Source organism: Luteitalea sp., from assembly GCF_022842525.1.
GTDB lineage: Bacteria > Acidobacteriota > Vicinamibacteria > Vicinamibacterales > Vicinamibacteraceae > Luteitalea.
On record NZ_JALHPM010000174.1, the window covers coordinates 1 to 13,254 of the forward strand.

Here is a 13,254-nt window from a genome sequence, read left to right on the forward strand (position 1 = left end):
CGACACGCGCGCCGTCGCGGCGACGCGCGCGCGGGCCTCCTTCTCGAGGGCCTGCAGGGTGGGAAGGTCGCCCGGAGCCGCCGTGGCGAGGCGGGCGAGACCAAAGACAAGAACACCGACGGTGAGACTGCGCGCCAACATGGGGAACTCCCGACTCAGAAGAGGAAGCGCGCGCCAACCTGCATGGTGCGCGCGTCGAAGGCCTGCGTGGACTTGCCGAAGTTGGACAACGACAGGTCGGCGTTCGGCAGGAGGAGATTGAGGGTGTCGAGCGCGTTGAAGACGTCGGCACGCACCTGGAGCTGCCGGCGCCCGCCGATCGAGAACGCCCGCGTCAGCGAGAGGTCGAGCGAGACATAGCGCGGGCCGCGGAAGGTGTTGCGGCCCAGCGTGCCGCTCTGCCCTGGCGCCGGCCGGGGGAACGCGCTGGCGGGAAACAGCCCGTCCAGGAAGTCCTGCTGCGAGAACGTCTCCGGAACCGTGCCGGCCGCGGGTGCATCGGGCCGGTCGTAGAAGCCGCCCCCGACGGCGCCGCCACCGCCATCGGCATTGTAGTCGCCGCCGGCGGCCAGGGCCGCCCCGTTCCAGACCGAGAACGGCCGTCCGGACTGCGCCACGAAGATCGTCGCCAGCTGCCAACCGCGCAGCGCCGCCCCGACCAGGCCGCCCGCGTTCGCGAACGTCTGTGGCGCCCACACGACGGTAGCGGCCACGCGATGCGGCACGTCGAACAGCGATGGCGCCTTCTCGCAGCGCAGGCAGGAGGCATCCTGCGCCCCCTTGCCTGGCTCCGAGTTGTCCTGGAACTGCCCGGTGGACGTGTCGGACGAGGTGTCGAGCCACTTCGACCACCGATAGTTCGCGCTCAAGGAGAGCCCGCCGACGAACTCGCGGCGAATCTCCGACGTGAACGCGTGGTAGGACGACGAGACGCCGTTGGTCACGAACAGCAGGACGCCGAAGTTCGGGTTGAGGCGATCTTCGCGGCCATCGAGCAGATCCCCCGCGAACCGGTTCACATCGTCGATGCGCTCGAGGTTGACGCCGCGCGTGCCGACGTAGCCCAGTTCGAGCCGCCACACCTGCCCGAGACGACGCTGGCCGTTCAGGAACCAGCTCTGCGTGTACTGGGTCTTGATGTCGGGGTTGACCACGAACCCGGTCGTCCGGATCGGGGGCTCGCCCGGACGGCTCTGCACGCCACCCTGCGCGTTCAGCCCGCGCCCGAACTCGGGATTGAACGGCACGGGGATGTCGTAGCGGATGGCGGTGCCGATGCCGGTGGACGGCTGGATGACGCCCTGCACGGCGTCTGGCGGCAGGGCACGGGCACCCGAGATCGACTGGCCGTGATGCGGCTGGTAGGCGAGCGAGTAGCCGGTCCGGATCGACGTCCGGCCCGCGCCCGTCGGATCCCAGGCGAGCCCGATCCGCGGCGACACGTTGAAGCGCTCGGGACGATACAGGCGGTCGACGCGCCCGATCGCCGCCGTCCGCAACTGCTCCTCGAACGTGTTGCCCTGTCCCAGGATCACCGAGGACAGGCGGTCGTCCCGCTCGGTCACCGTGCCGAAGTAGTCGTGGCGCAGCCCGAGGCTGACACTGACCCGATCCGAGATGGTCCACTGGTCCTGCACGAAGGCCCCGGTCTCGAACTGGGTGAAGTGGCGCGGGAAGTTGGCTGGCTCGCCGGTCGTGGGCTCGACCGTGAGCGTCTGCCTGAATGGGCGATCGGCGATGAAGTCGGCGACCGAGTTGAAGGCGAACGTGCCTGCCTGGGGTGGGCCGACGGCGAGGGACTTCGTGATGCGCCGCACCTCGACGCCCATGCGCAGGGCGTGACGGCCGCGGTCCAGCGTGAGGATGTCGCGGAACTCCAGCGTGCCGAGGCGGCTGGCGTCGACGAAGACGTCGCCGAAGGGCGCCGTGATGCCCGTGATGGTGATGGTCGGCACCACGGCGGCCGCGCTGCCACGCGAGACGTCGGTGAGCTGATACGCAACGCGCGTGTCGTGCACGGCGCGGCCGAACACGCTCGTGTAGCCGACGTTGAGGTTGCCGAAGAGGCCCTCGAACGGCCCACGGCTGCCACGCAGGGCGCGGCCGAGCGTGGCCGCGTTCGAACTGGTGCCGCCCTCGTCGCGCTGCTGCTCGGCGATGACCCGCACGGCCAGACGGTCGCGCGCGCTGACCGTGTGGTCGACGCGAGCGATGTACTGGTCGAACCGGACGTTGTCCGCGATCGTGACGTTGGCGCGGCCGATGGCGGGGATGACGCCCTCGGGCGTGACGAGCGTGCGCTGATCCAGGTACCCGGTGCCGCTGCGCACCGGGGTCGGCGCGGGAAACTGCCGCAGCAGGCGCGCCGCGACGCTGGTCGGCGCCGTCCGCTCGACGTAGGCCCGCAGTTCAGGCGTCTCGACCTGGTAGCTGTAGGGCCGCTCGACGTCGTTGCGCGTGCCCTCGTAGGCCGCGAAGAAGAACGTGCGGTTGCGGCGCAGCGGACCGCCGACCGTCGCCCCGAACTGGTTGAAGGTCTGCTGCGGCTTGACGGTCGCGAAGTAGTTGCGGGCGTTGAGCGCGTCGTTGCGATGGAATTCCCACACGCGGCCGCTCAGCGTGTTGCTGCCACCGCGCACCTGCACGTTGATCACCGAGCCGTTGCCGCGGCCGAACTCCGCGGCGAAGTTGAGGGTCTGGACCTGAATCTCCTCTACGGCCTCGGTGCTCGGCACGATGGCCGGTTCGCCACTGTTGTTCGGGTTGGAGTTCATCGCCCCGTCGAGCACGTAGTTGTTGCCGCGGTAGCGATTGCCGTTGACGGTGACGACGGGCGAGCTCGAGAGCTTGGTGGAGTTGGCGGCCCCCGGCACCAGGGCCGCGCCGGCACTCAGCGAGGGCAGCAGGAAGATGTCGCGCTGCGGCAGCGGCAGGTCCTGCACCGCCTTGCGATCGAAGTGTTCGGAGAGCCGGGGATCCCGCGACGCGGCGACGGTGACGCGCGACGCGGTGACATCGACCGCTTCGGACAGCGAGACGTTCGGCAGGTCGACGGTGACGTCGACGGTGGCGCCGCTGGCGAGGCGCAGGTCACTCTGGCCGACCGGCTGGTAGCCGTCGGCCTCCACCAGCAGGACGTACGTGCCCGGACTGAGGGCGGCGAGCAGGAACGTCCCTTCGGCCGAGGTGACGGTGGTGCGGGACTGGCCGGTGGCCTCGTGCGTCACCGTCACCGTACTGCTCGGGACGACTCGCCCGCCTGTGACGCGGACCAGCCCCTTGAGCGAGGCATCGGTGAGCTGCGCCCACACCGCCGTCGGCGCGAGCATGAGGAGAACGAGCGTGAGAACCCTGAAGCGTCGGAGCGTCGCGTGCATGTCGTGCGCGTCGGCGCAGAGGCTCCCCTGGTGACCGGAGGGCGGTCACCTGCCAGGGGAGACGCTGCGGGACGAGCAGAAGCGTAGCGAGCCCGCTGTAGGCACGGAATAGCCTGAACCGCGTAGGCGGCGGCGTCAGGCAGGCTAGATGACGCGGAAAATCACGCCTCGGGACCATACGGACGGGTTGGGTCGGCAAAACCGGGCACCGGGGGCGGCGGCGGCGGCGTGGACGGCTTGAACATCACGGTGCCGAGCAGGCCGCCGAGTGCGCCGAACACGGCATTGATGACGAGGCTGAAGAGGAAGCCGATCACCATCAGCGCGCCGGCGGCTCCCCCGCGTGCGAACGACTGCAGCGTGTCGCGCATCTCGGGGGGCATGTCGTTGCCGCCCTGGTCGAGGATGCGGGCGAGCAGATCCCCGTTCATGGGGCCCATCAGCATCTGGATGGGGATGGCCAGCAGGGACCCGACGACTGCGCCGACCAGGCCCGCGAGCAGGCCGGTGATGGCGCCGTCGGTGCCCTCGACCGGCGCCGCCTGCGCCTGTTGCAGCAGATAGGTCGCCAGGGCGCCGCCGAGGATCACCCACAGGCAGCACAGGCAGTTGCCCATCGAGATCACCGGCAGCGCCGACAACGTGCCGATCACCACTCCGCCGAGCAACGCCGGCTGCACCTTCGATGCACGCATCAGGACCTCACTGGAAAAGACCACGTTGTCGCCCCGGGCCGGCAGGCGCGTCCCCATGGATTCTGCACCGAGCGGCGACGAGCACGGAAGCGTCCTGCATTAGTCTGTGGGCGTGGGCCTCTCCGACGTCCTTGCCTCCAACATCCTCGTGCGCTGGCTGCGCGGCGACCCCGGCCGGTACGAGCTGCTGACCCGGATGATCGGGGCGCGGCTCGGCGACCGCATGGTCAGCGTGGGCAGCGGCGACCCGGGCCTCGTGGCCGCCATCGCCAGAGTGACCGGGCTGAGCGGCCGTGCCGTGGCGTGCGCGGCCGCTCCGGACGAGACACAGCGCCTCGAGGCCGCCGCCGAGGCGATCGGCGTCCTGGTCGAGGTGGTGGAGACGCCGCTGGCCACCCTGCCGTTCGAGGACGCCGACTTCGACCTCGCCCTCGTCGATGCGGCCTCCGCGCCCTTCGCCGCGCTCCTCCCTGAACTCCGTCGGATCCTCCGCCCCGGCGGCCGGGTGGTGCTGGTCGTGCGACTCAAGGTCCCCGGTGCGCCGTCCCCTGCCGAGGTCCACGCGGCCACCAGTACCCGCTTCCGCGGGGCACGCATCCTCTTCGAGCGCGACGGCGTCGCCATCGTCGAAGCGCTGAAGGGCCAATCCGCCCCGGATTGAGCGGTGTAGGCCTCCGCGGCGTCCCCGAGAGAGGACACGCAGGGCAGGCACGCAAGTTGCGCTGAGAGGTGGCGTCCACTTCCCCACTGGGGTCCAGAGATGCCACTGACACCGCGCCCGCTGCCTGACGTCTTCACTGCCCGCGACATCGCCCGCGCCTCGGGGGCACATCCGCGCGCGGTGGCCGATCTGATTGCCACCGGGGCCCTTCGCAGCATCGACGGCGAGTTCGTCGCGTTCGACGATGCCGTCGGCGCCGCACGGAGTCTGCGATCGGGCGTGCCGCTGCCCGGCCTGACGAACGCCGCGGCGATCACGGCCACGCCTGGCGCGCTGTTCGGTCGTGCCCGTGCGGCGCAGCGCTCCGCGAGCATGCCCGCCGCGGCCTCGGCTGCCGTCCACGGCGTGGTCCTCGGCGGACTGTTGCTCGCGACGCTGGTCCCGCTCGGATCGTCTGCAGCCACGCCCCTCATCGACGCCCCGGCCGAGAAGATGCGGCTGGTCTACCTGAACCTGCCGGGGCCCGGCGGCGGTGGGGGCGGCGGCGGCCTGCGCATGAAGGCGCCGGCCGTCCAGGCGAAGCGCGAAGGGACGTCCGCCCTGAAGAGCCCGTTGCCGGTCCGCCAGGCACCGCCGGCCGAGCCGCCACCGGTGGTGGAAGAACCGCCGCCCACGCCGAAGGCCCCCGAGCCGTTGCCGCCGGTGGAGGCGCCCATCGTGGCGCGCAGCAACGACGCCGAGACCCAGGCCGGCGTGCTCGAGCAGAAGCCGGCGGCCCCGCCGAGCCGTGGACAGGGTGACGGCGGCGGCGCTGGCACGGGCTCGGGCACCGGGCTCGGGGCCGGGACTGGCTCGGGAGTCGGCGAGGGTGAGGGCGGCGGCGAGGGCGGGGGACCGTTCCGGCCCGGCTCCGGCATCCAGCCACCGCGACTCGTGAGCGAGGTCAAGCCGGACTACACCGAGGACGCCCGTCGACGAGGGCTCGAGGGTGAAGTGGTGCTCGAGATCGTCGTCCGACGCGATGGCCGTGTGGGTGAGGTCCGCGTCATCAAGGGCCTCGGGGCCGGGCTCGACCAGCAGGCCGTACAGGCGGTCCGCCGCTGGACCTTCGTCTCGGCGACCCGCAAGGGGCGCCCCGTCGACGTGATCGTCGAAGTCGCTGTCGAATTCACGCTGCGCTGAGGAATCGCCATGTTGATTGTGACCATTGCCGCACTCGTGATGGCGGCCAGCCTCGGCTGGTTCGCCTATCGGCTCCTCCAGGACGAGCAGCGCCGCTCGGACGCGCGCGTCCAGTTGCTGACGGCCGCGCTCGAGGCCGACACACCGACCCACTGGGATCCGCCCGTGCGGCCAACACCGGCGAAGCCGCCGACGCCGACGCCGCTGCCAGCCCTCGTCTACCTCGAGGACGACACGCGTCAGGTGCGGGCGTTCCGGAGCGAGCACGAGCCCGAGACGCACGTGTGGCAGACGACGACCGAGCCCGACCTCGCCGACACGGAGGTCGTGGACGAGCCGGCGACATCGTCACGACCGTCGGGGTTGTTCGCTGACGTGCCGGCGGCGCGCCGAGGGGACGCGCGCGGCGCGATCGCTCTGGGTGGGGTCGTGCTGGTGGCGCTGATCGCGGTGGGCTACGTCCTGTTCGGCCGACCGACGCCAGCGCCCGTCCCGGCCGGCGCGACGGCCACGGAGGCCCGCACGGAGGCTCGCACGGAGCCGGCGACGGTGCCGGCAGCCGTGGGCGGCATGCCGCTGGAACTGCTGTCGCTGTCGCACGAACAGCGCGACGGTGTGCTCGTGGTGCGGGGCCGCGTCCGCAATCCGGTGGCCGGCTCGGACCGATCTGGCGTCGTGGCCAGCGTGATGCTGCTCGACCTGGCCGGAGGCTTCCTGGGCAGTGCGCGGACGCCGCTCGAGACGACCCGCCTGCGCCCGGGTGACGAGGTCGGCTTCGTCGCGGAGTTGCCCTCACACAAGGACGTGCGCCGCTACCGCGTGACGTTCCGTGGCGTGGATGGCGCGCTGGTGCCACACGCCGACCGTCGGACGGCCCGGCCGTGACCGTGGCCGCGCTCGTCGCCGCGTCGATTCGTTCGTCAGTCGTGACCAGGGGCCGATCATGAATGCACGCGTCATCTCCCGCTTTCGCACCTCGCTGCTGCCGGCGCTCGTCGCGGTGGCCGTCGCACCGCTGGCCGCCCAGGATGGCTTCCGCTTTCGCAGCACCACCGAGCTGATCAACGTCACGGCCACCGTGACCGACAGCACCGGGCGCTTCGCAGCGAACCTGCGCAAGGAGGACTTCATCGTCCGCGAGGACGGGCAGCGCCAGCAGATCTCGCACTTCAGCAGCGAGCGCGTGCCGGTCAGCCTGGGCATCGTGCTCGACGTGAGCGGCAGCATGGCCGGCGAGAAGTTCCGCGCGGCCCAGTCCGCCCTCGACCGCTTCATGTACGACCTGCTGGCACCCGAGGACGAGGTGTTCATCCTCGGCTTCTCGGATCAGACCGACCTGGTGAGCGACTGGACGACCAACCGCCAGCAGCTGGCCAACGGCCTGCGCCGCATCCGGCCGCGTGGCGGCACGGCCCTCTACGACGCCGTCGCCGAGGCAGTGCCGATGGCCCAGGGGGGCCAGCACAAGAAGAAGGCGGTCGTGGTCATCTCGGACGGCAACGACACCGACAGCCAGACCGACCCGCGCGCGTTGCAGACGCTGATCCGCGAAACGGAAGTGCTGGTCTACGCCATCGGCATCGACGTCGGCGGCACGGGCCGCTACGGCAGTTCCGGCCCAGGCACGTGGTCGGGGCAGCCACGGATCCAGCTGCCCTTCCCGTTCCCCTTCCCGGGCGGGCGCACGGGCGGCACGTGGGGTCAGCCGCGCACCACCAGCCGACGGCCGGCCGCCAACGACGCCGTCAACGTCGACGTGCTGCGGGCGATCACCGACGACAGCGGCGGACGCACCGAGGTCATCCGCTTCGCGAACGACCTCGATCCGGCCACGGCCAGCATCGCCGACGAGCTGTCGCAGCAGTACTCGATCGGCTACGTGCCGCCGCGGGCCAAGGACGGTCGCTGGCACCAGATCGAGGTCGAGGTCCCCGGCGGCCGCTACCAGGTCCGGGCCCGGCGCGGCTACCTCGCGCAGTAGCGGGACAGGGGCTGAGGCGCGCCTCCGCACGGCAAGGCAGACCGGCACGGGCAGTTATCATGACTGCCCGTGACCGTGTCTCCGTTCGTCCTCGCGATGGCCCTCAGTCTCGCCGGCAGCTTCCTCGGCGTGCTGGTGGCGTCGGCGATCTACCTGTTCGGAGACGAGGCGCGCGAGCGGCTGGTGGCCTGGCTGGTCAGCTACGCCGTGGGCACGCTGCTCGGCCTGTCGCTGCTGCACCTGGTGCCGCAGGCGCTCGAGGCGCTGCCGGCGCAGAAGGCCCTCGGTGCGCTCCTGCTCGGCATCCTCACCTTCTTCATCCTCGAGAAGCTGGTGCTGTGGCGCCACTGCCACGACACCCACGAGTGCGAGGTCCACAGCAGCGCCGCGAGCCTCGTCATCGTCGGCGACGCCTTCCACACCTTCGTCGATGGCGCCATCATCGCGGCCGCCACGCTGACCTCACCCTGGCTCGGCGTGACCACGGCGCTCGCCGCGGCCGCCCACGAGATCCCGCAGGAACTCGGCGACGCGGCGATTCTCCTGAAGGCGGGCTACAGCCGGGTGCAGGCGCTGTCGCTCAACCTGTTGTCGGGCCTCGGGGGCCTCGCCGGCGCGTTGTTCGTCTACCTGGCCCTGAACCAGTTGCCGACGGTGCTGCCGTACGTCATCGCCTTCGCGGCCGGCAGCTTCCTCTATGTGGCGATGTCGGACCTGATCCCCAGCCTGCACAAGGGCCACGTCGAAGTGAACCCGGTGGCGCAGGTGCTCCTCATCAGCGCCGGGCTCTTCACGCTGCTGATGCTGTGACCGACCGGCCCCGCGTCTCGGGGATCACGATCCACCAGCAGGCGGCGACGACGAACGCCGCGGCCACCACGCTGAACGCCAGGGCGAACCCGCGCTGGTCGGCCAGCGACCCCACCACGAACGGGGCCGCCGCGCTCGCCAGTCGCCCCGTGTTGTAGGTCAGCCCCTGCGCGGTTGCGCGGATGGCCGTCGGATAGGACTCGGCCGTCACGATGCCGAAGCCGGTGAAGTAGCCGGTGCCGAAGAAGGCGACGAAGGGGCCGAGCCACAACAGCACCAGCGGGGATCGCACCTGGGCGTACAGGCCCAGCAGCACCGCCGCCATCAGCAGGTACGTCACGTAGGTCCGCTTGCGGCCGAAGCTGTCGGCCACGGCGCCGAAGGTCACGTAGCCGAACCACATCCCGACCTGCATGAAGACGACGAGCCACGCCATGGCGCGCGGGTCGAGTCCGATGCCGCCCTGCGCCGGGGCCAGCGAGAGATAGGCGGGAATCCACGAGTTGAAGCCCCACCACGCGAAGAGACAGCACGCGTTCATCATCGCCAGCGCGACGGTCAGCCCGAGTCGGCCGTCGGCGACGACCGCCGCGAGACCGGCGCGCGGAGCGTGCCGAACCGACGTGCGCCAGACCGCCGGCTCAGGCACCGCGCGACGAATCCACACGGTGAAGAGCGCCGGCAGGACGCCGACGAAGAACACCGCCCGCCATCCCCACACGGGCAGCACCACGCTGGTGACGATGGCCGCGAGGGCATAGCCGACGGCCCAGGCGCTCTGCATCAGGCCGAGCGCCTTGCCACGATGCTCGTCAGGCCAGGTCTCGGCCACCAGCGCGGCGCCACTCGCCCACTCGCCGCCCATGCCCAGACCGAGCCCGATACGGAACAGCGCGAGCTGCCACCCCGTCTGTGCGAAGCCGCACATCGCAGTGAACACCGAGTACATGAGGATGCTGCCCATCAGGGCCCGCGTGCGGCCGTACCGGTCCGCCACGATGCCGAATGCCACGCCCCCGATCGCCGCCGCCACCAGCGTGACCGACCCGATCAGCCCGGCCGTGGCCTTGGTGAGGCCGAGATCCTCGATGACCGCCGTGAGCACGAGCGCGTAGAGCATCACGTCGAACGCGTCGAGCATCCAGCCGAGCGCCGCCGCCCACAGCGCCCGCTTCGCATCGCCTGGCGCCTGCCACCACCATCCCATCCAGCTCGTCGTCGTGGACATCGGGCGGCCATTCTGCCACCTGTCCCTTGCGAGCGACAGCCCGCGAGGACGCCAGTCGCCTGCAGGGCACAGCCCCACGCGCCCCGCGGCCGCGAACGCTCCGTTCCGGCGCGTTGCCGGCTGGCACGGGCTTTGATTGGTAGGAAGGCACGGAGGACGCACCGAGCGTCCGGGAAGCTGCCAGCGCCCCGGGGCCGTGCGTGACCACAGACATGACTCGCTTCACGAACTTCCTGACTGCCGGCTTCATCGTCCTCGCGCTCTCGGGCAGTGCTCGTGCCGAAGACATCGTCGAGCGCAAGGATTTCCAGGTCTTCCAGAGCGTCGCCCGCCAGGTGCAGCAGTACGTCAACTTCACCGTCTTCGACAGCGTCAACGCGTCGGTCCAGGACGGCGTGGTGACACTGACCGGCAAGGTGACGATGCCGTTCAAGGTGCAGGACCTGACGCGCCGCGTCTCGCGGGTCGAGGGCGTGCGCAAGGTCGACAACCAGATCCAGGTGCTGCCCGTCTCGCGCTTCGACGATGAACTGCGGCTGCGGATCGCGCGGGCCATCTACGGCAACCCGTCGTTCTGGCACTACGCGTCGATGGCCAACCCGCCCATCCACATCGTGGTGGACCAGGGCCGCGTCCGCCTCGAAGGCACGGTCAACAACAACGTCGAGCGGATGCTCGCGCAGTCGCTGACCATCGGCTTCGGTGCGTTCTCGGTCGAGAACGGCTTGAAGACCGACGCCGAGGTGCAGGCTCAGCTCGAAACGATCGACTGACCGCGCGTCTCAACCCTCTCGTACTCTCCTGTTGCGCCTCGACCTCCCTTCCTGGGTCGGGGCGCTTTTTTTCAGGCTCAGGGCTCAGGGCTCAGGGCTCATCGCCGAAGGCTCAGGGCTCAGGGCGCAAGACCGAAGGCCGAAGGCCCAAGGACGAAGGCTCAAGGACGAAGGCCCAAGGACGAAGGCCGAGGGCTCAGGGCCCAAGGCTCAGGGCGGCAGCGCGACACTGAACGTGCTGCCGCGGCCAGGGGTGCTGACGACGGTGGCGGTGCCGCCGTGGGCTTCGGCGATGGCGCGAACGATGGAGAGACCGAGGCCGGTGCCGCTGCGGCTGCGTGACGCGTCCTGCTTGTAGAACCGATCGAACACGCGGGCCTGGTCGTCGACGGAGAGGCCGACACCGGTATCGGTGACATCGATGCGGACGCCGCCCGTGGGCAGCGGATGCGCCGAGACACGCACCTCGCCGCCTGCGGGGGTGAAGCGCAGAGCGTTGCCGACCAGGTTCGACAGGGCCTGTTCGAGGCGGCCGGGGTCGGCGTGAACGGCGAGGCTCGACTCCACGAGCGTCAGCGTGACGCCGGCGTGATGCGCGGCCGGGCCGAACCGGTCGCGCAGGCGCGACCACGCCGTCAGGATCGGCTGTGTCTCCTTGCGCAGCCCCTGCCCGCCCGCTTCCATCTTCGCGAGGTCCAGCAGGTCCCCGATCAGGTGTTCGAGGCGCACCGCTTCGTCGTCCACCACCCCGAGATACCGGGCCCGGTCGGCGTCGCCGATCGGCAGGTCGGTCATGCGCAGGGTCTCGACGTAGCCCCGGATCGTCGTCAGCGGCGTGTGCAGTTCGTGCGAGACGTCGGCCAGCAGTTGGCGCCGCACGTGCTGCTCAGAAGCCGCGCGCCGGATCTGCGTGGCCAGGGCGTCGGCGGTCTGGTTGAAGGCCCGTGACACGCGGCTGATCTCGTCGGCCCCGTCCTCGGGCGCACGCGCCGTGAGATCGCCGCGGCCGAGGCGCGTGGCTGCCGCCTCGAGTGCCTGCAGCCGTCGGTGCGCGGGCGCGAAGGCGAGCCACGCCAGCAGGGCCGCGATGCCGATCGCCATGAGGGCGGCGCTGCCCAGGGTCAGCGGGCCGAGTTCGCGCAGGACCGCCCAGCCCGGGCGCCGCGGCAGCACCACGATGTGCCCTTCGGTCTGCCCGAGCACCTCGACGGCGGCGACGCCGACGGGGACCGCGTCGCGCTCGAGGCCCTCGGCGTACTCGCGGGCCACGCCAGCGATGCGCCGCGCCATCGGAGGCGGCACGGGCTCGTCCTCCGGGCCGGTGACCGTGCCTTCGATGGTCACGAAGAACACGGGCAGCGTCATCCCCTGATGCAGGGCGAGCACCTCGCGCACGTCGACGGCGGGGTCGAACTCGAGGGTCTCGGCGAGGTCACGCGCGACGGTCCGGGCCAGTTGCTGTGCGGTGACCCGCGCGCGCAGTCCCGTGGGCCGCGAGAGCGTCGCGACAACCACGCCCATCTGGATGACCAGGCCCGCGGCCAGCAGGCCGAGGCACGCCAGCGCGATGCGCCAGTAGAGGGATCCCAGCCAGGCCCGCGGCCCGCTCATGCCGTGCTCACGTCACGGAACTTGTAGCCGACCCCCCAGACGGTGAGCAGGCGTTCGGGCTCGGCCGGGTTCGTTTCGATCTTCTGCCGCAGGCGCTTGACGATGGTGTCGACGCTGCGCTCGGTCACATGCGTGTCGGGCCCCCAGGCGCGGCGAATGAGGGCCTCGCGCGAGAACACGATGCCGGGATTGGCCGCCAGCACCTTCAGCACGGCGAACTCGTGGGCGGTCGTCTCGACCACCCGGCCGTCGACCGTGACCTGGTGCCGGGACCCGTCGATCTCGAGGCCGTCGCGACGCACCACGTCCGGGACGCGACCATTGGCACCGTCGGCGGCCGTGCCCGGCGCGGGCGTGCGCCGCAACAGGGCCCGCACCCGGGCCATCAGTTCGCGAACGCCGAACGGCTTCGTGAGGTAGTCGTCGGCGCCGCTGTCGAGGCCGAGCACCTTGTCGGTCTCGTCACGGCGCGCCGTCAGCAGCAGCACCGGCACGCGGCGGGTCGACGGCTGCTGCCGCAACGCCCGACAGAGCGCCACGCCATCGAGGCCGGGCAGCATCACGTCGAGAATGCAGAGGTCATAGGTCTGCGTCCTGGCCGCCTCGAGAGCGGCACGGCCGTCGAGGAACCGATCGCTGGTGTGCCCCTCGAACGACAGGTGCAGCGAGACGAGTTCGCCGATGTGTGCTTCGTCGTCCACGACCAGTACGTGCGCCATTGGATACAGGCTACCCCCGGCCGGGCAGCGCTGCGCAGCCCTCCGGCTCGTGCTCACCGATTTTTCACACGTGCGTCATGGGTGGGCCACAGGCCTCCCGTCAACTACAGACAGAACGGACAGCGGAGCCCACCGGGCTTCCAGGGAGACAGACGATGCGAACGATGACGGTGACGACGAGCGCGAAGATGATGGCGGGAGTGCTGGCCCTGACGCT

At 70.8% G+C, this 13,254-nt stretch carries 11 protein-coding genes; 6 read left to right on the top strand and 5 right to left on the bottom strand.

Features of this window, described 5'->3' with window-relative positions; translation table 11 throughout:
• Positions 1–155: 155 nt before the first annotated feature.
• Together Q0C41_RS24785 and Q0C41_RS24790 are read right to left on the bottom strand one after the other, a co-directional pair.
• A complete protein-coding gene (locus Q0C41_RS24785) occupies positions 156–3,377 on the bottom strand; it encodes a TonB-dependent receptor (protein ID WP_291988460.1) in 3,222 nt (1,073 codons plus the stop codon).
• Between the two features lie 161 nt (positions 3,378–3,538).
• The gene (locus Q0C41_RS24790; RefSeq protein WP_291988462.1) at positions 3,539–4,072 is read right to left on the bottom strand and encodes a hypothetical protein; all 534 of its coding nucleotides are present in this window, start codon (positions 4,070–4,072) and stop codon (positions 3,539–3,541) included.
• Between the two features lie 112 nt (positions 4,073–4,184).
• Between Q0C41_RS24790 and Q0C41_RS24795 the strand changes: the two genes are divergently transcribed.
• From Q0C41_RS24795 to Q0C41_RS24815, 5 genes are all read left to right on the top strand, one after another.
• Positions 4,185–4,733: a methyltransferase domain-containing protein gene (locus tag Q0C41_RS24795; RefSeq protein WP_291988464.1), complete on the top strand. Its 549-nt coding sequence runs from the start codon at positions 4,185–4,187 to the stop codon at positions 4,731–4,733.
• Positions 4,734–4,832: 99 nt separating this feature from the next.
• Positions 4,833–5,915, top strand: a complete 1,083-nt coding sequence (locus Q0C41_RS24800) for an energy transducer TonB (protein ID WP_291988466.1) — start codon at positions 4,833–4,835, stop codon at positions 5,913–5,915.
• 9 nt (positions 5,916–5,924) lie between these two features.
• A complete protein-coding gene (locus Q0C41_RS24805; RefSeq protein WP_291988468.1) occupies positions 5,925–6,800 on the top strand; it encodes a hypothetical protein in 876 nt (291 codons plus the stop codon).
• Positions 6,801–6,858: 58 nt separating this feature from the next.
• Positions 6,859–7,896: a VWA domain-containing protein gene (locus Q0C41_RS24810; RefSeq protein WP_291988470.1), complete on the top strand. Its 1,038-nt coding sequence runs from the start codon at positions 6,859–6,861 to the stop codon at positions 7,894–7,896.
• A gap of 69 nt (positions 7,897–7,965) precedes the next feature.
• Positions 7,966–8,706 carry a ZIP family metal transporter gene (locus Q0C41_RS24815; protein WP_291988472.1) on the top strand — a complete coding sequence of 247 codons (741 nt, stop codon included), beginning with the start codon at positions 7,966–7,968 and terminating at the stop codon, positions 8,704–8,706.
• On the opposite strand, the gene Q0C41_RS24820 is transcribed toward Q0C41_RS24815, so the two are convergent.
• Complete coding sequence (locus Q0C41_RS24820) at positions 8,687–9,934, bottom strand: MFS transporter (RefSeq protein WP_291988474.1); 1,248 nt, start codon at positions 9,932–9,934, stop codon at positions 8,687–8,689. The two genes, Q0C41_RS24815 and Q0C41_RS24820, sit on opposite strands and share 20 nt — an antisense overlap.
• 212 nt (positions 9,935–10,146) lie before the next feature.
• Between Q0C41_RS24820 and Q0C41_RS24825 the strand changes: the two genes are divergently transcribed.
• On the top strand, positions 10,147–10,707 hold the full coding sequence (locus Q0C41_RS24825; RefSeq protein WP_291988476.1) for a BON domain-containing protein: 561 nt from the start codon (positions 10,147–10,149) through the stop codon (positions 10,705–10,707).
• 210 nt (positions 10,708–10,917) lie between these two features.
• Here Q0C41_RS24825 and Q0C41_RS24830 read toward each other — a convergent pair whose 3' ends face one another.
• Positions 10,918–12,318, bottom strand: coding sequence for a HAMP domain-containing sensor histidine kinase (locus tag Q0C41_RS24830; protein WP_291988477.1), 1,401 nt, complete (start codon positions 12,316–12,318; stop codon positions 10,918–10,920).
• Positions 12,315–13,037, bottom strand: coding sequence for a response regulator transcription factor (locus Q0C41_RS24835; RefSeq protein ID WP_291988480.1), 723 nt, complete (start codon positions 13,035–13,037; stop codon positions 12,315–12,317). Before Q0C41_RS24835 ends, Q0C41_RS24830 begins: the two co-directional genes overlap by 4 nt.
• Positions 13,038–13,254 lie beyond the last annotated feature (217 nt).

Bases quoted from the DNA above. Each gene is read 5' to 3' on its own strand.
- Q0C41_RS24825 (WP_291988476.1), top strand. From the start codon at position 10,147: ATGACTCGCTTCACGAACTTCCTGACTGCCGGCTTCATCGTCCTCGCG.
- Q0C41_RS24830 (WP_291988477.1), bottom strand. From the start codon at position 12,318: ATGAGCGGGCCGCGGGCCTGGCTGGGATCCCTCTACTGGCGCATCGCG.
- Q0C41_RS24790 (WP_291988462.1), bottom strand. From the start codon at position 4,072: ATGCGTGCATCGAAGGTGCAGCCGGCGTTGCTCGGCGGAGTGGTGATC.
- Q0C41_RS24800 (WP_291988466.1), top strand. From the start codon at position 4,833: ATGCCACTGACACCGCGCCCGCTGCCTGACGTCTTCACTGCCCGCGAC.
- Q0C41_RS24805 (WP_291988468.1), top strand. From the start codon at position 5,925: ATGTTGATTGTGACCATTGCCGCACTCGTGATGGCGGCCAGCCTCGGC.
- Q0C41_RS24835 (WP_291988480.1), bottom strand. From the start codon at position 13,037: ATGGCGCACGTACTGGTCGTGGACGACGAAGCACACATCGGCGAACTC.
- Q0C41_RS24820 (WP_291988474.1), bottom strand. From the start codon at position 9,934: ATGTCCACGACGACGAGCTGGATGGGATGGTGGTGGCAGGCGCCAGGC.
- Q0C41_RS24785 (WP_291988460.1), bottom strand. From the start codon at position 3,377: ATGCACGCGACGCTCCGACGCTTCAGGGTTCTCACGCTCGTTCTCCTC.
- Q0C41_RS24810 (WP_291988470.1), top strand. From the start codon at position 6,859: ATGAATGCACGCGTCATCTCCCGCTTTCGCACCTCGCTGCTGCCGGCG.